We start from the raw sequence: 20,846 nt of genomic DNA, 5'->3' as shown, positions 1-20,846 counted from the left end.
CCCGGCAGGCGCTCTTCGGACCGGGCGGGCCGCCGGACCCGGCAGGCGCTCTTCGGACCGGCCGGGCGCGTGCGCACCCTGCGGGCGTCCGGAACCCGCGGGCGTCCGGAACCCGCGGGCGGTCGGAGAGCCTCGACGGCGGGGTGGGGCGGGTCAGTCGTCGGCCGGGCGGGGCATGCGGGCGCCGCCCAGTTCCACGGCCGTGCAGCGCCAGCGGAGGTCGGCTCCCTGCTCCAGCCGGAAGGCCATCGCCCTGAGCTGGTCGCCCGCGCCGATGCGGGCGAAGGCCTCGACGGCACCGGGGCGGGGCACGTAGTAGCCGATGTCGCGGATCACCGGACGGGTGCCGCGGGTGCGCAGCGGTCCGCGTTCCGCCAGCCAGGCCAGTTCGTCGTACGCGCGGCCCGCGGTGTGCCGGAGCATGCAGTGGACCGGCCGCTGTCCGCTCAGCACGGCGAGCAGGCGGTCGGCGAAGAGGTCCGTGGGCCGGGGCTGCGGGGCGGCGCCGGCGGGGTGTCCGGCGGCCACCGGGGGCGCGGTCGCGGCCCGTGCGGTGCTCGGTGCGCCCCTCTCCGGGCCCCTGCGGGTCGTGCCGCCGCCCGGGCGGCGGGTGTCGTGACGTACGGGCGGGCGGGTGCCGGACGTGCGCTTCGCCCTGGTCATCACCTTGTTCACGACGGATCCCCGATCGGTCGGGCCGAATTGATACCGGCCGGTAACTTGCTGTTGGGGATCTTGTACGAGGCCGGGGCGGGGCACCGCAAGGACGACGTGCGGACGGCCGGGCGGCCGGAAGGTTCACTTATCAGGGTGACGGGGAGGGCCGCGGAGCCCGGAAGGACGGGGGTGCACCGGGTGACGGGCGGTGCGCGCGGTGGACGCCGCGGAGCGGGCGGCCCGGACCCGAAGGGGGACGCCCGCACGTATCCTGAAGGCCCTCCCCGGAGGCGTGCGACCGCCTTCCCGGAGCCCTCCGCCCACGACGCCCGACTACGAAAGCGGCCTGCCATGCGCGTGTACGTCCCCCTGACCCTCTCCGGTCTCGCCGAGGCGTACAAGACGGGTGAGCTGGGCCCGGGACCCTTCGCCGCGTACGCCGTCACGCCCGCGCTGCGCGAGTGGTACCTCTCCGACGACATCGAGGAACTGGAGTACGCGGCGCTGAACCGGGCCGCCCTTGCCTCGCTGCGGCTGATCGCCATCGAGCCCGGGGTCGTGCGGCGGCGCGTCGTCGTCGCCGTCGACGTGCCCGACGGGTCCGCCGTCCCCGACCCCGACCGGGGGCTCGACCCCTCGTCGCTCGGTGAGGTGCGCGTGGCCGCGGCGGTTCCGCTGCGCAAGGCGGCGGCCGTGCACGTGGACGCGGACGACGCCGAGGCCGACGTGTCGGCGGCCGCGGCCGCGCTGGGTGCCGCGGACCGGGGGGACGACGACGCCCAGTTCGTCGTGGACGGGGTCGAGGACCACGAGCTGCTCTGGTTCGCCACGCAGGAGATCCGCAACCTGGTGGGACTCGACGGCTGAGGCGCGCCCCGTGCCCTTCCCCGCGCGGCGCGTTGTCGGTGCGGCCGGGTATTTTTTCCGTATGGGGACGCACGGAACGGCACACATCGTCTGGGACTGGAACGGGACCCTGTTCCACGACAACACGGCCATCATCGGCGCGACGAACGCGGCCTTCGCCGAGCTCGGCCTGGCGCCGATCACGCTGGAGAGGTACCGGGAGCTGTACTGCGTCCCGGTGCCCAGGTTCTACGAGCGGCTGATCGGGCGGCTGCCGACGGACGAGGAGTGGGAGGTCATGGACGTGACCTTCCACCGCTACTACACGGAGCACCGGATCGGCTGCGGGCTCACCGACGGGGTGCCCACGCTGCTCGCCGGGTGGGAGTCCGCGGGCCGCAGCCAGTCGATCCTGAGCATGTACGGGCACGAGGACCTCGTCCCCCTGGTGCGCGGCTTCGGCATCGAGGCGCACTTCGTACGGGTCGACGGCCGGACCGGGCCGTCGGGGGGCAGCAAGGCCGAGCACATGGTGCGCCACGTGCGGGCGCTGGCGGGAGTCGAGCCCGCCCGCACGGTGGTGATCGGGGACGCGGCGGACGACGCCGTCGCGGCGCTGCACGTGGGCGCGCGGGCCGTGCTCTACACCGGCGGGTCGCACAGCCGCGCCAGCCTCGAAGGCGTCGGGGTGCCCGTGGTGGACACCCTGGAGGAAGCGGTCGCTGAGGCGGAGCGGCTGGCGGCCTGACGGCCCGGCCGGCGGCTCCGCCCGGCGTTGCGCCGAGGGTGCCGCCGGGCGGCTCCGCCGAGGGTGCTTGCCGGGCGGCTCCGCCGAAGGCTGCGGACCGTGCTCCGTCCACGCCGCGGCCGGGCCGGGGATTCCGGCGGGCGGCGCGGTTCGCGTTCGAGCGGCGGCCGCGGATCCTGCCCGCCGCCGGGTGTCCTGTGCGGCTCAGTGGGGCGGCAGGTGACCGCGAGGCACCGCCGATGACGCGCAGTGCCGCGAAACTGTGCAGAGTGTCAAAATAGGGCCCCCTCTTTTGTACACATACGGCTCATGACGAGGCCCCCGTCCGGGGCGATAGCCTTGTGCCGTGATCAGCGCGATACGTCGCGGGGGCATCGTCGCCCCTGCCCTGCGCCCGGACCGCACGGACGACATCCGTGACCGGGCGATCGCTGGTCTTCCCGAGTGGGACGGCGCGGACAGCGCACCGAGAGCAGCGTCACAGCCTCCGGGCGCGCCAAGAATGGCCGAATACTCCCCGCTCATCTCTCATCGCGACATAGCGTCGGACCAGACCGGACACCCCGCGTCTCGGCGCTACGTCACTTCACGTTCAACGACGTCACGCAACGGCGCGCGACAGGAGCCAGAGGACAATGCAGACCAAGCTGGACGAAGCAAAGGCCGAGCTGCTCGAACGGGCCGCCCGGGTAGCTGAGAACAGCCCGGTCGGGGCGCACCTACCGACTGGGAAGACGGACGAGAGCACCCCGGACCGGGACACCGTGCTCGCGTTCCTCCAGCGCTACTACCTGCACACCGCCCCGGAGGACCTCGCCGACCGCGACCCGGTCGATGTCTTCGGAGCAGCCTTCTCGCACTACCGGCTGGCCGAGAACCGCCCTCAGGGCACGGCCAACGTGAGAGTCCACACCCCGACGGTCGAGGAGAACGGCTGGACCTGCAGCCACTCCGTCGTCGAGGTCGTCACCGACGACATGCCCTTCCTCGTCGACTCCGTGACCAACGAGCTCTCCCGGCAGGGCCGCGGCATCCACGTGGTCATCCACCCGCAGTTCGTCGTACGGCGCGACCTCACCGGCAGGCTGCTGGAGGTGCTCAGGACCCGGCCCACCGGCGAGCTTCCTCACGACGCCTCCGTCGAGTCCTGGATCCACGTCGAGATCGACCGCGAGACCGACCGCGCCGACCTGAAGCAGATCACCGCCGACCTGCTGCGTGTCCTGTCCGACGTCCGCGAGGCCGTCGAGGACTGGGAGAAGATGCGCGACGGCGCGCTGCGCATGGCCGAGGAACTGCCCATCGAGCCGACCGCCGACGACCTGCGCGACCAGGAGGTCGAGGAGGCCCGCGAGCTGCTGCGCTGGCTCGCCGACGACCACTTCACGTTCCTCGGGTACCGCGAGTACGAACTGCGCGACGACGACGTGCTCGCCGCGGTCCCCGGCACCGGCCTCGGCATCCTGCGCTCCGACCCGCAGCACGGCGAGGACAGCCACCCGGTCAGCCCGTCCTTCGAGCGGCTGCCCGCCGACGCCCGCGCCAAGGCCCGCGAGCACAAGCTCCTCGTCCTGACGAAGGCCAACAGCCGGGCCACCGTGCACCGGCCCTCCTACCTCGACTACGTCGGCGTGAAGAAGTTCGACGAGTCGGGCAACGTCATCGGCGAGCGCCGCTTCCTCGGCCTCTTCTCCTCCGCCGCGTACACCGAGTCGGTGCGCCGCGTCCCCGTGGTGCGCCGCAAGGTCGCGGAGGTCCTCAGGGGCGCCGGGTTCTCGCCCAACAGCCACGACGGCCGCGACCTGCTCCAGATCCTGGAGACGTACCCGCGCGACGAGCTGTTCCAGACGCCGCCCGACGAGCTGCGCGCCATCGTCACCTCGGTGCTGTACCTCCAGGAGCGCCGCCGCCTGCGGCTCTACCTGCGCCAGGACGAGTACGGGCGCTACTACTCGGCCCTCGTCTACCTGCCGCGCGACCGCTACACCACCGGCGTACGGCTGCGGATCATCGACATCCTGAAGGAGGAGCTCGGCGGCACCAGTGTCGACTTCACGGCCTGGAACACCGAGTCGATCCTCTCCCGGCTGCACTTCGTCGTCCGGGTCCCGCAGGGCACCGAGCTGGCCCAGCTCTCCGACGCGGACAAGGAGCGCATCGAGACACGGCTCGTCGAGGCGGCCCGCTCCTGGACCGACGGCTTCGCCGAGGCGCTGAACGCCGAGTGCGGCGAGGAGCGCGCGGCCGAACTCGTCCGCCGCTACGGCAACGCGATCCCCGAGGGCTACAAGGCCGACCACAACCCGCGCGCCGCGGTCGCCGACCTGGTGCGCCTGGAGCAGCTCGGCCAGGGCAAGGACTTCGAGCTCAGCCTGTACGAGCCGGTGGGCGCCGCACCCGGAGAGCGCCGCTTCAAGATCTACCGCACCGGGGCGCCGGTCTCACTGTCCGCGGTACTGCCCGTCCTCACCCGGCTGGGCGTCGAGGTCACCGACGAGCGCCCGTACGAGCTGCGCTGCTCGGACCGCGGGTCCGCGTGGATCTACGACTTCGGCCTGCGCATGCCCACGTCCGGCAACGGCGGCGCCGACCACCTCGGCGACGACGGCCGCGAGCGGTTCCAGGAGGCCTTCTCGGCGACCTGGACCGGGCAGGCGGAGAACGACGGATTCAACTCCCTCGTCCTGAGCGCCGGCCTGAACTGGCGGCAGGCGGTGGTGCTGCGCGCCTACGCCAAGTATCTGCGCCAGGCCGGGTCGACCTTCAGCCAGGACTACATGGAGGACACCCTCCGCAGCAACGTCCACACCACCCGGCTGCTGGTCTCCCTCTTCGAGGCGCGGATGTCCCCGGACCGGCAGCGCGCCGGCACCGAGCTGACCGACGCCCTGCTGGAGGAGCTGGAGGCCGCCCTCGACCAGGTGGCGAGCCTGGACGAGGACCGGATCCTGCGCTCCTTCCTGACCGTCATCAAGGCGACCCTGCGCACCAACGTCTTCCAGGAGGCGGCCGGCGGGGTGCCGCACGAGTACGTCTCCATGAAGTTCGACCCGCAGGCCATCCCGGACCTGCCGGCGCCGCGCCCGGCGTACGAGATCTGGGTGTACTCGCCGCGTGTCGAGGGTGTGCACCTGCGGTTCGGCAAGGTCGCGCGAGGCGGTCTGCGCTGGTCCGACCGGCGTGAGGACTTCCGGACCGAGATCCTCGGCCTGGTCAAGGCGCAGATGGTGAAGAACACCGTCATCGTGCCGGTCGGCGCCAAGGGCGGCTTCGTCGCCAAGCAGCTGCCGGACCCGGCCGCGGACCGCGACGCCTGGCTGGCGGAGGGCATCCGCAGCTACAAGACGTTCATCTCGGCGCTGCTCGACATCACCGACAACATGGTGGCCGGCGAGGTCGTGCCGCCCGCGGACGTCGTCCGGCACGACGAGGACGACACGTACCTCGTGGTCGCCGCGGACAAGGGCACGGCGACGTTCTCGGACATCGCCAACGGGGTCGCGGAGAGCTACAACTTCTGGCTCGGCGACGCCTTCGCCTCCGGCGGCAGCGCGGGCTACGACCACAAGAAGATGGGCATCACCGCCCGCGGCGCCTGGGAGTCCGTCAAGCGGCACTTCCGGGAACTGGGCGTCGACACCCAGACCGAGGACTTCACGGTCGTCGGCGTCGGCGACATGTCCGGCGACGTGTTCGGCAACGGCATGCTGCTGTCCGAGCACATCCGCCTGGTCGCGGCCTTCGACCACCGGCACATCTTCATCGACCCGTCCCCGGACGCGGCCACCTCGTACGCGGAGCGGCGCAGGCTGTTCGAGCTGCCGCGCTCCTCCTGGGCCGACTACGACAAGGAACTCCTGTCGCAGGGCGGTGGCATCTTCCCGCGCACCGCCAAGGCGATCCAGCTCAACAGCCACATCCGCGAGGCCCTGGGCATCGAGGGCAACATCGTCAAGATGACCCCCGCCGACCTGATGCGGGCGATCCTCAAGGCGCCCGTCGACCTGCTGTGGAACGGCGGCATCGGCACCTATGTGAAGGCGTCGACCGAGACGCACGCCGACGTCGGCGACAAGGCCAACGACGCGATCCGGGTCGACGGTGCCGACCTCCGGGTCAAGGTCGTCGGCGAGGGCGGCAACCTCGGTCTCACCCAGCTCGGCCGCATCGAGTTCGCGCAGGCCGGCGGCCGGGTCAACACCGACGCCATCGACAACAGCGCGGGCGTGGACACCTCCGACCACGAGGTGAACATCAAGATCCTGCTCAACGCGGTCGTCGGGGAAGGCGACATGACCGTCAAGCAGCGCAACAAGCTGCTCGCCGAGATGACCGACGAGGTCGGCGCCCTCGTACTGCGCAACAACTACGCGCAGAACACGGCGCTCGCCAACGCGCTCGCCCAGTCCCCGAGCATGCTCCACGCCCAGCACCGCTACCTGCGGCACCTGGTGCGCGAGGGCCACCTCGACCGCGCCCTGGAGTTCATGCCCACGGAGCGGCAGATCCGGGAGCGCCTGAACACCGGGCACGGCCTGACCCAGCCGGAGACGGCCGTCCTGCTCGCCTACACGAAGATCACGGTGGCCGACGAGCTGCTGCACACGTCGCTGCCCGACGACCCGTACCTGAAGAGCCTGCTGTACGCGTACTTCCCGACCGCGCTGCGCCGGGAGTTCACCGAGCAGATCGACAGCCACCCGCTGCGGCGCGAGATCGTCACGACCGTGCTGGTCAACGACACGGTCAACACCGGCGGTACGAGCTTCCTGCACCGGCTGCGGGAGGAGACGGGCGCCTCGCTGGAGGAGATCGTCAGGGCGCAGACCGCGGCCCGCGCGATCTTCGGGTCCAGCGGGGTGTGGGACGGTGTCGAGTCCCTGGACAACACGGTCGACGCGGCCGTCCAGACCCGGATCCGGCTGCACTCGCGGCGCCTCGTGGAACGCGGTACGCGCTGGCTGCTCAACAACAGGCCGCAGCCCCTGCAGCTCGCCGAGACGATCGACTTCTTCAGCGAGGGGGTCGCGCGCGTCTGGGGCGAACTGCCCAGGCTGGTGCGGGGCGCCGACTCGGAGTGGTACCAGCAGATCTTCGACGAGCTGTCCGGTGCCGGTGTGCCCGACGAACTGGCGCAGCGCGTGGCCGGGTTCTCGTCCGCCTTCCCGACGCTCGACATCGTCGCGGTGGGCGACCGCATGGGCAAGGACCCGATGGAGGTCGCCGAGGTCTACTACGACCTGGCCGACCGCCTGCAGATCACCCAGCTCATGGACCGCATCATCGAGCTGCCGCGCGCGGACCGCTGGCAGTCCATGGCCCGCGCCTCCATCCGTGAGGACCTGTACGCGGCGCACGCGGCGCTCACCGCCGACGTCCTCGCGGCCGGCAACGGCACCTCCACGCCGGAGCAGCGCTTCAAGGCGTGGGAGGAGAGGAACACGGCGCTCCTCGCACGGGCCCGCACGACCCTGGAGGAGATCCAGACCTCCGAGTCCTTCGACCTGGCGAACCTGTCGGTCGCGATGCGGACGATGAGGACGATGCTGCGTACGCACTCGTAGCGGCGTGACGGGAGAAGGGGCGCCCCCTGCCGGGGGGCGCCCCTTCTTCGTGCGCCGCTCCGGGCGGCAGGTGCCTCCCACCCGGAGCGGGGACGCCCGAGCGGCCTACACCGCACTCGCGGTTGCATGACGGGCATTTAGGATTAATCAGATGAAAGAGGAATCGCTCCGGTCGCCGGACGTGTCCGTCGTCGTGATCGTCTACAACGACGAGGCGCGCCTCCCCACAGCCGTGCGCTCCGTGCTGGAGCAGACGCTGCGCGGCGTCGAGGTCGTGATCGTCGACGACCACAGCACGGACGGCTCGTACGACGTGGCACGGCGGCTGGCCGCCGCGTGGCCCGACCGCGTGCGCGCCCACCGGCTGGACGAGAACAGCGGAGGGTGCGGCGCCCCCCGCAACCGCGGCATCGCCGAGGCGCGCGGCACCTACGTCCTCTTCCTCGACAGCGACGACGTCCTGCAGCGCGACGCCTGCCGCAACATGCTGGAGGCGGCCGAGACGACCGGCGCCGACCTCGTCTCCGGGCTCTGCGTACGGGTGCACGTCGACTCGCGCAACGGCAAGGAGGTCAAGTGGTACCCCTGGCTGTACACGCGCACCCGCACCCTGGACTCGATCTCCGAACTGCCCGACCTGCTGGTCTTCGACACCCTCTCGACGAACAAGTGCTACCGCAGGCAGTTCCTGGTCGAACAGGAACTGCGCTTCCCCGTCGGCATCCACTACGAGGACCTGCTCTTCTCGGCGCAGGCCTACGTCGCCGCCCGGCGCATCACCCTCGTCCCGAACCGCGTCTACGACTGGAACGTCAGCGACCGCGCCACGGAGAAGTCGATCAGCAACCGGCGCGCCGAGATCGCCAACTTCCGCCACCGGATGGAGATCCACCGCAGGGTCGACCGGCTCCTCGCCGACAACGGGCTGCTGGACCTCAAGTTCCACAAGGACGTCAAGTTCCTCAAGCACGACCTGGTGCTGCACCTGCGTGACCTGCCCTTCCGGGACGCCGGCTACCGCGAGGAGTTCGCCGCGACCGCGCGCGCCTACCTGGAGTCGATCGACCGGGCGGCCTACGACGAGGTGGATCCCATCCACGCCGTCTGCGCCCTGCTCCTGGAGAGGAGCGACTGGGACAACCTGCTCCCGGCCGTCGACACACTCACCAACCGCGACAAGATCTCCGCCCCGCTCGTGGAGCGCGACGGCCGCGTCTACTGGTGTGCCGAGCACCTCGACGACGACTTCGCGCGGCACGTCCTCGACGTCACCGAACTCGGCCACCACACCAAGCCCGTCGAGCGGATGTTCCTGCGCAACGTCCTCACCGGCTACGCGGAGCGGTCCGGCACGGTCCGGCTGGCCGGGCGCATCACCAACCCCCTCGGAGTCGTGCCCCCGGGCGCCCGGCTGACCGGCGAGCTGGAGTTCGGCGCCCGCCGTAAGGGCGTCCGGTTCCAGACCTTCCGCTTCCCCGTGACCGCGCTGCGGCACGAGGGCGACGCCATCGCCTGGGAGGCGTCGCCGGACCTCTCGCACGGGCTGCGCCCGCTGGGAGTGGTGGACGCCGTGTGGGACGTACGGCTGCACCTCGGCGTCGACGGCGTGCGCACCACGACCCGCCTCACCGCCTGCGAACCGGGCCTCGTGGCCGGGCGGTTCCCCGTACGGCCCCGGCTCACCCGGCTGGTCGCCGACCGCATCGCGCCCGAGGTCTCCTCGCGCGGACACCTCGCCTTCCGGATCGTCACGCGCGAGAGGGTGGAGACGCTGGTCGCCAGTGGCGTGCGCGGCACGCCCGGGCGGCTCGCCAAGTCCGGTTACCGAGGGGCCAAGCGGCTGCGCGGCAGGCTGACCTCGGGCGACAGCAAGATCAGGCTGTACCACGAGGTGTTCAGCCGGCTGCCGGTGAAGCGGCGCCTGGTCGTCTTCGAGAGCCACCTCGGCCGCCAGTACAGCGACAGCCCGAAGGCGATCTACGAGGAGATGCGGCGCCAGGGGCTCGACTTCGAGGCGGTGTGGTCGTACGCGGGCAGCCCCGAGGGCTTCCCGGACGACGCCGTGCTCGTACGCCGCTGGTCGCTGCCCTACCTCAGGGCGCTGGCCCGCGCCGCGTTCTGGATCGACAACCAGAGCTATCCGCTGAAGCTGACCAAGCGGCGCGGGACGACCTACCTCCAGACCTGGCACGGCTCGGCGCTCAAGCGGATGGGCTTCGACGAACCCGAGTGGAAGCTCAGGCCCCGCCCCGCGCAGGCCGAGCAGCAGCGGGTCCTCGACCGCTTCGACCGCTTCCTGATCCGCTCCGAACACGATGTGCGCACCCTGGCACGGGCGTTCCGGCTGAAGGAGAAGACCCTGCTGCGGGTGGGCTACCCGCGCAACGACGCCCTCGTACGGGCCCGTCGCGAGGAGCTGCGCGCCGGCGGCCCCCGCCGGCGCGGGCCGCTCGCGCGGGAGCTGGGCATCCCGGACGACCGTGCCGTCCTGCTGTACGCGCCCACGTTCCGCCACCAGGGGGGCAGGCAGAGGCGGTTCGAGCTGCCCTTCGACGTGGAGCGGTTCGCGGACGTGTTCGGCGACCGGTACGTGCTGCTCGTGCGCTCGCACTACCTCAACCACGTGGTGCTGCCGCCGTCCGTGCGCGGCCGGGTCCTCGACGTGTCGGCCCACCACGACGTGACCCCGCTCCTCGAACTCGCCGACGGGCTCATCACCGACTACTCGTCCGTGATGTTCGACTACGCGCTGCTCGGCCGGCCGATGTTCTTCTTCGCGTACGACTACGAGGAGTACGTGCACGAGGGCCGCGGCACCTACTTCGACCTGCTCGAACGGGCCCCCGGGCCGGTCGTGCGCACCGAGCGGGAACTGCACACCGCCCTGGAGTCCCTGGACGAGCAGTCCGTGAAGTACGCGGAGGCGCGGGACGGTTTCGTCGCGGAGTTCGGGGAGTACGACACGGGCGGCGCCGCCCGCGCCGTCGTCGACCAGTTCTTCTCCGAGTGGAGGCGCGCGTGACCGCGACCGTCGAGCGGGACGTCTTCTTCGTCTCCAACAGCGTGGACGAGCTGGGCGGGGTCACCAGCTGGTCGCACCAGATGGCCCGGCTCCTCACCGGGCGCGGACACCGCGTCCACGTCGTGGGCATCACCCCGCCCGGGGTCTCGCAGGAGATCGGCGACGTCCCGTACCCGACGACGACGCTCTACGCGGGACAGCCGCCGCGTCCCGGCCGGGCGCGGGACGCCGGCATGCGGGAGCAGGCCGCGAGGCTGACCGCGCTGTTCCGGGCGGCGCGGCCCCGGGCGGTCGTGATCGTCACGCAGGTGTGGGCGATGGAGTGGGTGGCGCTGGCCGACACCCGGGGCCTGACCGTGATCGGCATGAGCCACGAGTCGTTCGCGTACTCCAGGGCCTGCTCGCGCTTCCAGCGGGTGCGCAGGCACTACCGGGACGTCGACCGGATGCTGGCGCTCACCCGGGAGGACGCCGACCTCTGGATCGTGCACGGCATGAACAACGCCTCGTTCATGCCGAACCCGCTGCCGTTCATGCCCGAGGTGCCCTCGCCGCGTACCGGGAAGTCCGTCGTCAGCATCGGACGGCTGCACGACCAGAAGGGCATCGACATGCTCCTCGACACCTGGGCGGAGGTGGCACCGCTCCACCCCGACTGGGACCTGCGCATCTACGGATCGGGCGAGGACGAGGAGCTGCTCAGGAAGCAGTGCACGGACCTCGGCCTCGACGACTCCGTGCACTGGATGGGCCGCACGGGCGATGTGCCGGGCGCACTGCGCGGCGGCTCCGTCTTCGTCCAGTCCTCCCGCGGCGAGGGCTTCCCGCTCGCGCTGATGGAGGCCATGGCCGCGGCCGTGCCGTGCGCCGCGTTCGATTGCGCGCCCGGTGTCCACGAGATCGTCCGCGACGGCGAGGACGGGCTGCTCGCCGCGGTCGGCAACACCGGTGAGCTGGCCCGACGCCTGGACACCCTGATGTCCGACAAGGAGCTGCGGGACCGGATGGGGGAGGCCGCGCGGGTCAACATCCAGCGGTTCACGACGGCCGAGATCGTGCGGCGCTGGGAGGACCTGTTCGGGTTCCTGGAGCGCTGAGGCGCGCAGGCCGGGCACGGGCCTCAGCGTGTGCCGGAACGTGTGCCGGGCGCGGCCCAGGGTCCGCGCCCCGGGGCCCGCGGCTGCCGGTCTGCGGGCACGCCACCCGCCGGGCGGGCCATGCCACCCGCCGGGCGGCAGGCCGGTCGTCAGGCGAGTCGGCGGGCACGTCCTCAGGCCCGGCCGCCGCCGGTGAACGCCTCGTACTCCTTCAGCACGTCCTCCGTGGCGCCGTCCATCCGCAGCTCGCCGCGTTCGAGCCAGAGCACCCGGTCGCAGGTGTCCCGGATCGACTTGTTGTTGTGGCTCACCAGGAACACCGTCCCGGCGTGCTTGCGCAGCTCACGGATCCGGGCCTCGGAGCGCTTCTGGAACGAGCGGTCCCCGGTCGCCAGGGCCTCGTCGATCATCAGCACGTCGTGGTCCTTGGCCGCCGCGATGGAGAAGCGCAGCCGGGCGGCCATGCCGGACGAGTAGGTGCGCATGGGGAGCGTGATGAAGTCCCCCTTCTCGTTGATCCCGGAGAAGTCGACGATCTCCTGGTGGCGCGCGCGTACCTGCTCCCTCGTCATCCCCATGGCGAGCCCGCCGAGGTGGACGTTGCGCTCACCGGTCAGGTCGTTCATCAGCGCCGCGTTGACGCCGAGCAGGGAGGGCTGCCCGTCCGTGTAGATGCGGCCGCTCTCCACGGGCAGCAGCCCGGCGACGGCCTTGAGCAGCGTGGACTTGCCGGAGCCATTCGTGCCGATCAGGCCGATCGCCTCGCCCCGGTACGCGGTGAAGGAGACGCTCCTGACGGCGTGCACCGTGCGGACGCCCGCCGCCCGCTCGGCGCTCCCGCGGCGCAGGATGCGGTGCAGCGCCGCGGTGGCGCTGCCGCGCCCGGCGCCCGTGCCGTTGACCCGGTAGACGATGTCGACGCGGTCCGCGACGACGGTGGGCACCGGTTCCGCCGCCGTACCCCCGCCCGTCGCCGGGGTTGTTCCCGCGCCCGTACGCGCTGCCGTGCGGGTCGTCCTCCGCGTGCTCGCGTTCAGGTCAGCCACGGCCGTAGGTCTCCTCTGCCTTCCAGAAGTAGATGAACCCGCCGACGCCCGCGAGCAGGGCCCAGCCCGCCGCGACCGCCCATGCGTGAGGGGGGAGCCCGCTCGCCGGGAAGCTGTCGATCAGCGCGAACCGCATGAGGTCGATGTAGACGGCGGCGGGGTTGCACTCCAGCGCGATCAGCACGGGGTGCGGCAGGTCGCGGTCGCTCAGCACGTGGTCGAGGCTCCACATGACGCCGGACCCGTACATCCACGTTCGCAGCACGAACGGCATGAGCTGGGCGATGTCCGGCGTCCGCGCGCCCAGCCTCGCCACGATCAGCGCGACGCCCGCGTTGAACGTGGACTGAAGGACCAGCGCCGGGACCGCGAGGAGCCAGGACGCGCTCACCGGGACGCCGAAGCAGAGCAGGATCACGACCAGCGCGGCCATCGAGAACAGCAGCTGCTGGAGCTGCTGGAGCGCGTACGACACGGGCAGCGCGGCCCGGGGGAAGTGCAGGGCGCGGACGAGGCCGAGGCTGCCGGAGATCGCCCGGGTGCCCGCCATGATCGAACTCTGGGTGAAGGTCCAGACGAACACGCCGGTGACCAGGAACGGGACGTAGTCGGGCACGCCGTGCTTGGTGCCCATCAGGACGCCGAAGATGAAGTAGTAGACCGCCGCGTTCAGCAGCGGTGTGGCGACCTGCCAGACCTGCCCGAGCCTCGCCTGGCTGTACTGGGCGGTGAGCTTGGCCGTCGCGAACGCGGTGATGAAGTGCCGCCGCGCCCACAGGCCGCGCACGTACGCGGGCAGGGCGGGGCGGGCGCCGCTGACGGTGAGGCCGTGGCGGGCGGCGAGCGCCGCGAGGTCGTCCGGCGGGGTGCGCGGTTCCCGCGCGGCGCCAGCCGGCGGTGCCGTCGTCGCGGCCGGGGGCGGAGTGTGGAGGGCCTGGCTCACATCCGTCGCTTTCGCTCGGGGGAGGGATGGGCGGACGATCGCGCCGCGCCGGGACGGTTCTGCCCCGCCCGCGCACATGCGGGCGACAGCAGCGTCTTACGTCGGGACGGGACCGTATCGTCGTGACGTGAGCGTAGGTCGTCGTAACGTCGGAACGCAACCGTTTCGTCGTGACGGCCCTAAGCTGTCCCGCATGACGACGAACGCCGACGGGACCCCGCGGGACCGGCAGCCGCGCCGCAGGGCGCCCGCCGGGGCGGCGGTGCTCCGGGAGGACGTGACGGAGGCCATCCGCGCGGCCGTCTTCGAGGAGCTCGCGGCCGTCGGGTACGCGCGGATGTCCATCGAGGGGATCGCCCGGCGCGCGGGTGTCGGCAAGACGGCGGTCTACCGCCGGTGGCGGTCCAAGCTGCACCTCGTGCTCGACCTGGTCTCCGCGGTGGCCGTGCAGGGGCTGCCCGCACCCGACACGGGCACGCTGGAGGGCGACCTGCGGCTGCTGTACGAGGTCACGTCACGGGCCCTGCGCCACCCCGCCGCCTCGCAGATCATCCCGGACCTCCAGGCGGAGGCGGCCCGCAACCCCGAGATCGCCGAGGCGCTGGAGAAGGCGCTCCGGGAGGGGCAGGAGGGGGTCGCGAGCGGGATCGTCGCCGCGGCCGCGGCGCGCGGCGAGGTGCGCACCGGGATCGACCGGGACCTGGCCCTCGACCTGATCTCCGGACCGCTCTATTGGCGGGTACTGGTGATCCGCGGCGCCCGGCTGTCGAAGGGTCATCTGGAGAGCCTGGCCCGGGCCACGGCGGCGGCGCTCAAGGCGCTGTAGACGGGCCGTGCCCGAGGGCCGGGTCCGCGCGACGCCCCACGTGAGGGACGTGCCGGAGGGTTCCGCCGGACTTCCGGGGCCGTGCCGCGAGGGCCTCCCGCGGCGGCCCCGCACGGGCGCCGGGCGGCCCTCCGACGGCTGTAGCCGCCGGATCGTTGTCTTCCACGCCTCACTCCCGGGGCCTCCGGGGGCGCATACTGGAATCACGATGACGAAGCCATCCGCGCCCCGGCGCCACCTGTCCACCAGTCCCTTCAAAGCTCCGGTTGTCCCGGTCGCCAAGCACTTCGCCCTGGGTGACCGTGTTACGCACGACCAGTTCGGCCTGGGCAGGATCGTCGGCGTCGAGGAGGGCATCGCGATGCTCGTCGACTTCGGCTCCCGCCAGGCCCGTATCGTCAGCCCCTACACGCGCATGGACAAGCTCTGACGGACGCCGCCAGAACGCCCTCGCCGCGGCCCAGGACCACGTCCGGCCCGCGGCGAGAGTGTTTTCCGGGCCGAGCGGGTCCGGAGGCTCCCGAGGGCGCGCGGGGCGCGCGGGGCGCCGGGGGCAGCCCGGAGGCCCGGTAGACCGGGCGTCGCCGGCGGCTGACCCGGGCCTGCCGCCCGTGGCACCCGCCCTGCGCCGGTCCGGCAGCGGCACGTGAGGCGCCTCGGCCCGCCCGCGACCGCGTCCGCCCCGTGGCGGTGCCCGCGGGCCCGCCGGTCACGGCGTCGCCGGGAGCGGCGTCAGGACCGGTCGTCCCGGCGGGCCTCCGGGTGCAGCCGCAGCCAGCCCTCCCAGGCCGAGGTGATCATGTCCTGGACGCCGTGGCGCGCCTTCCAGGCCAGTTCGGCCGTGGCGCGGTCGGCGGAGGCGACGACGCGCGCGGGGTCGCCGGGCCGGCGGGGGCCGACGACCGGGGGCAGCGCGCGATCCGTCACCGCGTTGATCAGGTCGATCATCTCGCGCACCGACACACCCTCGCCGCGGCCGATGTTGAGGGTCAGGTCCGTGCCGGGTGCCGTGGCCAGGCGGCGGGCGGTGGCCACATGGGCCTCCGCCAGGTCGACGACGTGGATGTAGTCGCGCACACACGTGCCGTCCGGCGTCGGGTAGTCGTCGCCGAAGATCCTCGGCGGCTCGCCCGCCGTGAGCTTCTCGAAGACCATCGGAACGAGGTTGAAGACACCGGTGTCGGCCAGTTCGGGCGCGGCCGAGCCCGCCACGTTGAAGTAGCGCAGGCAGGCCGTCGAGAGGCCGTGCGCGCGGCCCGTGGCGCGGACCATCCACTCGCCGGCGAGCTTCGTCTCGCCGTACGGGCTCATCGGCTCGCAGGGCGTGTCCTCGGTGACGAGCGCGCCGCCGTCCGCCGCGGACGGCATCCCGTACACCGCGGCCGAGGACGAGAGGACGAAGGACGGCACCGCGGCGGCCGTGACCGCCTGGAGCAGCACCCGCAGCCCCTCGACGTTCTCGCGGTAGTAGTGCAGGGGCAGCTCCACCGACTCGCCCACCTGCTTCTTCGCCGCCAGGTGCACCACCCCGGTGACGGAGTGGTCCCGCAGCGCACGGGCCACCCGCTCCCCGTCCAGGGTCGAGCCGACGACCAGCGGAACGCCGTCGGGGATCCGCTCGGCGATGCCGGTGGACAGGTCGTCGTAGACCACGGCCCGTTCGCCCGCCCCGGTCATCGCGCGGACGACGTGCGCCCCGATGTAGCCGGCGCCGCCGGTGATCAGCCAGGTCATGTGCTGCCGTCCCCTCGTGTGTCCCTCGGTGGTCGTCGGTCGTGCCGGCGGTGCCGCACTCAGTGAAGCAAACGCCGCAGCCGTCCGCGCAGCACGCCCGCCGCCCCGCGCCCGCCGGTCGCGAGCCGCAGCGCGAGCGAGCCGGCCTGGGTCGCGTACGGCTGGACGAGGAGGACCCCGTGCCGGGCGCTCGGCACGACCGTCCGGCGCAGCCGGCCCGGCCCCGTGACGGCGTGCGCGGTGCTCTCGCGGACCGTGCCGTCGTGGAAGCGGACACGCAGGCGCAGGTCCCAGGTTCCGGAGCCGAGCGCCGAGAGGGCGACGGGAACCTCGGCCGTCCAGGCGTCGGGCGCGCCGCCGGGCCCGGGGCCGGCGGACGCGGCCCCGCCCGCCGTGCCCCGCCCGTCCGGTGCCTCCGCCCGGAGCGCCGACGTGACCGTGAGCCCGGCCGTGCCGTGGTCCCGGTCCACGAACACGGCGTCCACGGACACCGGCGCGGCCTGTGCCATCCGCCCGTACAGCTCGTGCAGGCGCAGCCGGAGCAGGGTGCCGCGCGCGCGGGGCCACAGTTCCGCGTCGACGGCCACGGGCAGCAGGTGCACGGGCCGGAACAGCAGGTGCTCCAGGGTGACCTGCGGGAGGTCGGCGGACCACACCGGCGTGCCGTCGGCGGCTCGGGCGTACGGTGGCCGCAGCCGGGACGGCCGCGCGGCGACCTCCCTGACGCGGGCCAGGTCGCACGGCGCCTCGGAGGCCAGGACGACCTGCGCCACGATCCGCCCGGGCGCCGGGGCGGGCGCGAGGTCGCCCGCGTCGAACGTCGAGAGGTACGCGCGGGTCAGGGTCCACCACTGCCTGCGGTACGCGGCGTCGCGCAGGCCGAGTTCACGCGCGTACATCCGCAGGCTCCGGTCGACGAACCGCGCCCGCGCGGCCCGCGCGAGGCGCTTCTCGCCGGCCGCGAGCAGGATGTCGTACGCCTGGCCGTCCGCGGTGATCCTGGACCGCCAGTTGTCGATGCCCGCCCGGTCCAGCGAGATCGACAGGTGCCCGGCGCCCCGGCGGACGTGCCAGACGTACACCGTGTCCGGGACCAGCGCCATGCGCGGCCCGGCGGCGAGCACGCGCGCGCCGAAGACGAAGTCCTCGTAGGGGAAGCGCCCTTCGGGGAAGCGGATGCCGTGCTCGCGCAGGAAGCGGGTGCGGTAGAGCTTGTTGACGCACAGCGTGTCGTGGACCAGCCGGGCGTGCCGCGAGGGGTGCGGCACGACGGCCTCCGCCGCGTACAGGGCGGGCTGCCAGCGGACCTCGCGACCGGAGGGCACCTCGCGCCGGACGCACAGCCCGGCCGCCACCTCCGCGCCGTGCCTGCGCGCCGCGCCGAGCAGCGCGTCGACCGCGCCGGGCGGCAGTACGTCGTCGCTGTCGAGGAACATCACGTAGGGGGCGGTGGCGGCGTCGATCCCGTCGTTGCGCGGGGTGCCGCAGCCGCCGCTGTTGACGGCGCGGCGCACGACCCTCAGCCGCGGCTCGTCGCGCGCGAGCCGTTCCAGCAGGTCCGCGCTGCCGTCCGCCGAGCAGTCGTCCACGGCGACCACCTCGCGTACGGCGGGCCCCTGCGCGAGGGCCGAGCGCACGGCGTCCGCCACATGGGCGGCGTCGTCGTACCCGATGACGACGACGCTCACCTGGGAAGGGTGGGCCGGAGTGAACGGATGGGGCTGATGGGGCTGATGGGAGGAGGCGGTGGCCACGGCTCGGATCGCTTCCACGAGGCGAAATGGTAGTCAGTGGGGCAATTCTCCGTTAAGCCGTGCTCGCTGTCTCGCGGCGGCGGCCGGGCGCGGGGTGCCCGGCGCCGGGTCGCGCGGAGCGGGTCGTGGACGTCCACAGCCGGTGGAGGGAGAGTGCGGCGGCGGCCACCAGCAGGGCGTTGCGGGCGAGCATCAGCAGGGAGCCCGTCCAGGTGCACGCCATGACGTCGGCGTACAGGACCGGATAGGCGAGCGAGCTGAGGGCGGCGGCCGCCACGACGAGCGCGGCCACCGGGCGCTGCGTGGTGTGGCGCGAGGTCAGGCAGACGGCGGCCAGGCCGAGCAGCCACACCAGGTACTGGGGACTGATCACCCGGCTCGTCACGGTGAACAGGAGCACCGCCGCGAACGCCGCGTCGTACGGGGTCGCCGGCGTCCAGCGGCGGGCCCGCAGCCGCCACAGCAGCAGGACGCCGAAGGCGGCGGCGGTGAGCGCGAGCGACACCGCCGCGACCGTGCCGACATGGGGGCCGGTGAACTCCATCGCCCCGTAGCGGTAGCGCACCCGTCCCGGCCAGCCCGCGTGCCGGGCGAGGGACAGGGCCGTGCCGCCCAGCGACTCGATCTGCACGCCCCTGCCGCCCTGCTGGCGCAGGAACCCGAACGGTTCGCGGAACAGCGCGGCGAGGACGAGCAGCAGAGCGCCGGCCGTGACGGCCGCCGACGTCCACGCCCGCCTGGTGGTCCGGCCCCGCGGGAGGCCGATCAGCGCGAGCGCCGGCCACACCTTGACCAGGGCGCCGAGTGCGGCGAACGCGCCGCACACGCGCGTGGAGCGCGCCACCGCCAGCAGGGAGAGCACGGCGAACGCGGTGACCTGCACGTCGTACCGGGCGAGCGGGAGGTGCAGGAGGAGCGGGAGTGCCGCGGTCCACAGGGCGGCTCCGGTCAGGCTGCCGCCCGTCCGGCGGCCCGCGCGGACCAGGGCGGCGGTCACCAGGGCGTCGGTGGCGAGGGTGAGGGCCACGAAGGCCTGGAAGTACGTCAGCCCCGGCAGCAGCCCGGGGGACAGCAGGAGCGGCCCGGCGCCCGGAGGGTACTGCCACAGCCGGTCGCCCGGCGGGAACGTGCCCTGTGCGAGGACGCCGTACCAGCGGGCGTACAGCTCGTGGACCTCGCGCCCGACCCCGCCGACGCCCAGGGGCGCGGTGCCGTCCCGGGCGAGCAGCAGGAGCATCAGGGCGCGCCCGGCGGTCCAGGCGGCGGCGAGGAGCAGCAGGCGGGACCGTGTCCGGGACAGCGGCCGGGGCTTCGTCCAGAGCGTCACCCGGGGGATCGTAAGCCGTATGCGCGTCCATATCGGGCGAAGTGGCGCCGGTGGCGTCGAAGGTCGTCCGGCGGTGGGGCCCGCGCCACGGGGTCCGCCGCCTCGGCGCGACCGGCGGCGACCGGGAGCGACCGGACTGCGCGGGGTCCGGTGCGACTGGGAAGCGGCCGGGAAGGGGCCGGACTACGCGGGGTCCGGCGCGTCCTCAAGCAGGGCCGTGTCCAGCGCCGAGGTGAGCCGGTCGAGCCGGGCGCGCAGTTCGAGGATCTCCGTGAGGTCGAAGCCGGTCGCGGCGACGATCCGGCGCGGCACGCGCACCGCCCGCCCGCGCAGGGCCGTGCCCTCCTCGGTGGGCCGGACCACGACGGACCGCTCGTCCGCGGCGCTGCGCTCGCGCCGCACGAGGCCGGCCGCCTCCAGCCGCTTCAGCAGCGGCGACAGGGTCCCGGAGTCGAGCCGGAGGTGCTCGCCGACCTTCTTCACGGGCAGCTCGCCGTGCTCCCACAGCGCGAGCATGACCAGGTACTGGGGGTAGGTGAGCCCGAGTTCCTTGAGGATCACCCGGTACACGCCGCCGAAGGCGCGCGAGGCCGCGTTCAGCGAGAAGCAGATCTGCTGGTCGAGGCGGAGGAAGTCGTCGGTGCTGCCGGCGCTGTCGGCGCTGTCTGGGCTGTGTGTGCTGTCGGCGGTGTCGGAGCGGGGCTCGCGGTCGCGCTCGGCGGGTGCGGGCGTCGTGGTCATGCGTCCAGGGTACCTCTGGGTCGCCATTTAGTTGTGCACAACTAAATTGTGTGCTCTACTCATGGTCGTGAAGCGGCCCGGACAGGGCCCGCCGAGACGACATCGACCTGAGAGGGATGGTTTCCCATGGACGCGCTCTACACCGCCGTCGCCACCGCCACCCACGGCCGCGAGGGCCGGGCCTACAGCTCCGACGGGCGGCTCGACCTCCAGCTCGGCATTCCGGCGGAGATGGGCGGCAACGGTCAGGGCACGAACCCGGAGCAGCTCTTCGCCGCCGGGTACTCCGCGTGTTTCGCCAGCGCCCTCGGCCTGGTGGGCCGCGCCGCCAAGGTCGACGTCAGCGAGGCCGCGGTGACCGCCGAGGTCGGCATAGGCAAGCAGGGCGAGGGCTTCGCGCTCGCCGTCACGCTGCGCGTGGAGCTGCCCGAGGGCCTCGACGCCGCGACCGGGCGCAAGCTGGTCGACCAGGCGCACCAGGTGTGCCCGTACTCCAACGCGACCCGCGGCAACATCCCGGTCGAGATCGTCGTCGAGTAGT

Annotated in this window: 15 protein-coding genes; 8 read left to right on the top strand and 7 right to left on the bottom strand. The window is 72.9% G+C overall.

The genetic code is table 11. From position 1 onward, the window contains the following. Window positions 1-153: 153 nt before the first annotated feature. Window positions 154-675: an Rv3235 family protein gene (locus IE265_RS32625; RefSeq protein WP_190039365.1), complete on the bottom strand. Its 522-nt coding sequence runs from the start codon at window positions 673-675 to the stop codon at window positions 154-156. A gap of 333 nt (window positions 676-1,008) precedes the next feature. On the opposite strand from IE265_RS32625, the gene IE265_RS32620 reads away from it, so the two are divergent. The 5 genes from IE265_RS32620 (at window position 1,009) to IE265_RS32600 (ending at window position 11,934) form a co-directional block, all read left to right on the top strand. Beyond that, complete coding sequence (locus IE265_RS32620; RefSeq protein WP_190039364.1) at window positions 1,009-1,524, top strand: DUF6912 family protein; 516 nt, start codon at window positions 1,009-1,011, stop codon at window positions 1,522-1,524. A 61-nt stretch (window positions 1,525-1,585) separates the two neighbouring features. Beyond that, window positions 1,586-2,251 (top strand): HAD family hydrolase, encoded by a 666-nt coding sequence (locus IE265_RS32615; protein ID WP_190039363.1) that lies wholly within the window; start codon window positions 1,586-1,588, stop codon window positions 2,249-2,251. 635 nt (window positions 2,252-2,886) lie between these two features. Further along, window positions 2,887-7,815, top strand: coding sequence for an NAD-glutamate dehydrogenase (locus tag IE265_RS32610; RefSeq protein WP_190039362.1), 4,929 nt, complete (start codon window positions 2,887-2,889; stop codon window positions 7,813-7,815). 151 nt (window positions 7,816-7,966) lie between these two features. Next, the gene (locus tag IE265_RS32605) at window positions 7,967-10,837 is read left to right on the top strand and encodes a bifunctional glycosyltransferase/CDP-glycerol:glycerophosphate glycerophosphotransferase (RefSeq protein WP_190039361.1); all 2,871 of its coding nucleotides are present in this window, start codon (window positions 7,967-7,969) and stop codon (window positions 10,835-10,837) included. Beyond that, on the top strand, window positions 10,834-11,934 hold the full coding sequence (locus tag IE265_RS32600; protein ID WP_229916781.1) for a glycosyltransferase: 1,101 nt from the start codon (window positions 10,834-10,836) through the stop codon (window positions 11,932-11,934). Before IE265_RS32605 ends, IE265_RS32600 begins: the two co-directional genes overlap by 4 nt. 173 nt (window positions 11,935-12,107) lie before the next feature. On the opposite strand, the gene IE265_RS32595 is transcribed toward IE265_RS32600, so the two are convergent. Then, complete coding sequence (locus IE265_RS32595; RefSeq protein ID WP_190039385.1) at window positions 12,108-12,878, bottom strand: ABC transporter ATP-binding protein; 771 nt, start codon at window positions 12,876-12,878, stop codon at window positions 12,108-12,110. 94 nt (window positions 12,879-12,972) lie between these two features. Beyond that, window positions 12,973-13,923: an ABC transporter permease gene (locus IE265_RS32590; RefSeq protein ID WP_190039360.1), complete on the bottom strand. Its 951-nt coding sequence runs from the start codon at window positions 13,921-13,923 to the stop codon at window positions 12,973-12,975. Window positions 13,924-14,116: 193 nt separating this feature from the next. Between IE265_RS32590 and IE265_RS32585 the strand changes: the two genes are divergently transcribed. Both IE265_RS32585 and IE265_RS32580 read left to right on the top strand, forming a co-directional pair. Then, on the top strand, window positions 14,117-14,749 hold the full coding sequence (locus tag IE265_RS32585; RefSeq protein WP_190039359.1) for a TetR/AcrR family transcriptional regulator: 633 nt from the start codon (window positions 14,117-14,119) through the stop codon (window positions 14,747-14,749). Window positions 14,750-14,957: 208 nt separating this feature from the next. Next, the gene (locus IE265_RS32580; protein ID WP_055517933.1) at window positions 14,958-15,179 is read left to right on the top strand and encodes a hypothetical protein; all 222 of its coding nucleotides are present in this window, start codon (window positions 14,958-14,960) and stop codon (window positions 15,177-15,179) included. A 302-nt stretch (window positions 15,180-15,481) separates the two neighbouring features. Here the strand turns inward: IE265_RS32580 and galE are convergent, their stop codons facing one another. From galE to IE265_RS32560, 4 genes are all read right to left on the bottom strand, one after another. Continuing rightward, a complete protein-coding gene (galE, locus tag IE265_RS32575) occupies window positions 15,482-16,483 on the bottom strand; it encodes a UDP-glucose 4-epimerase GalE (protein WP_190039358.1) in 1,002 nt (333 codons plus the stop codon). A gap of 59 nt (window positions 16,484-16,542) precedes the next feature. Further along, window positions 16,543-18,171 (bottom strand): glycosyltransferase family 2 protein, encoded by a 1,629-nt coding sequence (locus tag IE265_RS32570; protein ID WP_190039384.1) that lies wholly within the window; start codon window positions 18,169-18,171, stop codon window positions 16,543-16,545. A gap of 118 nt (window positions 18,172-18,289) precedes the next feature. Then, the gene (locus IE265_RS32565) at window positions 18,290-19,474 is read right to left on the bottom strand and encodes a glycosyltransferase 87 family protein (RefSeq protein ID WP_190039383.1); all 1,185 of its coding nucleotides are present in this window, start codon (window positions 19,472-19,474) and stop codon (window positions 18,290-18,292) included. 273 nt (window positions 19,475-19,747) lie between these two features. After that, entirely contained in the window at window positions 19,748-20,305 is a 558-nt protein-coding gene (locus IE265_RS32560; RefSeq protein WP_229916780.1) for a MarR family winged helix-turn-helix transcriptional regulator, read from the bottom strand. A gap of 126 nt (window positions 20,306-20,431) precedes the next feature. On the opposite strand from IE265_RS32560, the gene IE265_RS32555 reads away from it, so the two are divergent. Continuing rightward, the gene (locus IE265_RS32555) at window positions 20,432-20,845 is read left to right on the top strand and encodes an organic hydroperoxide resistance protein (RefSeq protein WP_190039356.1); all 414 of its coding nucleotides are present in this window, start codon (window positions 20,432-20,434) and stop codon (window positions 20,843-20,845) included. The last annotated feature ends 1 nt before the right edge of the window (window position 20,846 follow it).

It is taken from the genome of Streptomyces fructofermentans, assembly GCF_014651055.1.
GTDB classification, from domain to species: Bacteria; Actinomycetota; Actinomycetes; order Streptomycetales; family Streptomycetaceae; genus Streptomyces; species Streptomyces fructofermentans.
The sequence above is the reverse complement of the archived record's forward strand: the minus strand, read 5'-3'. Positions and strand labels throughout refer to the sequence as shown.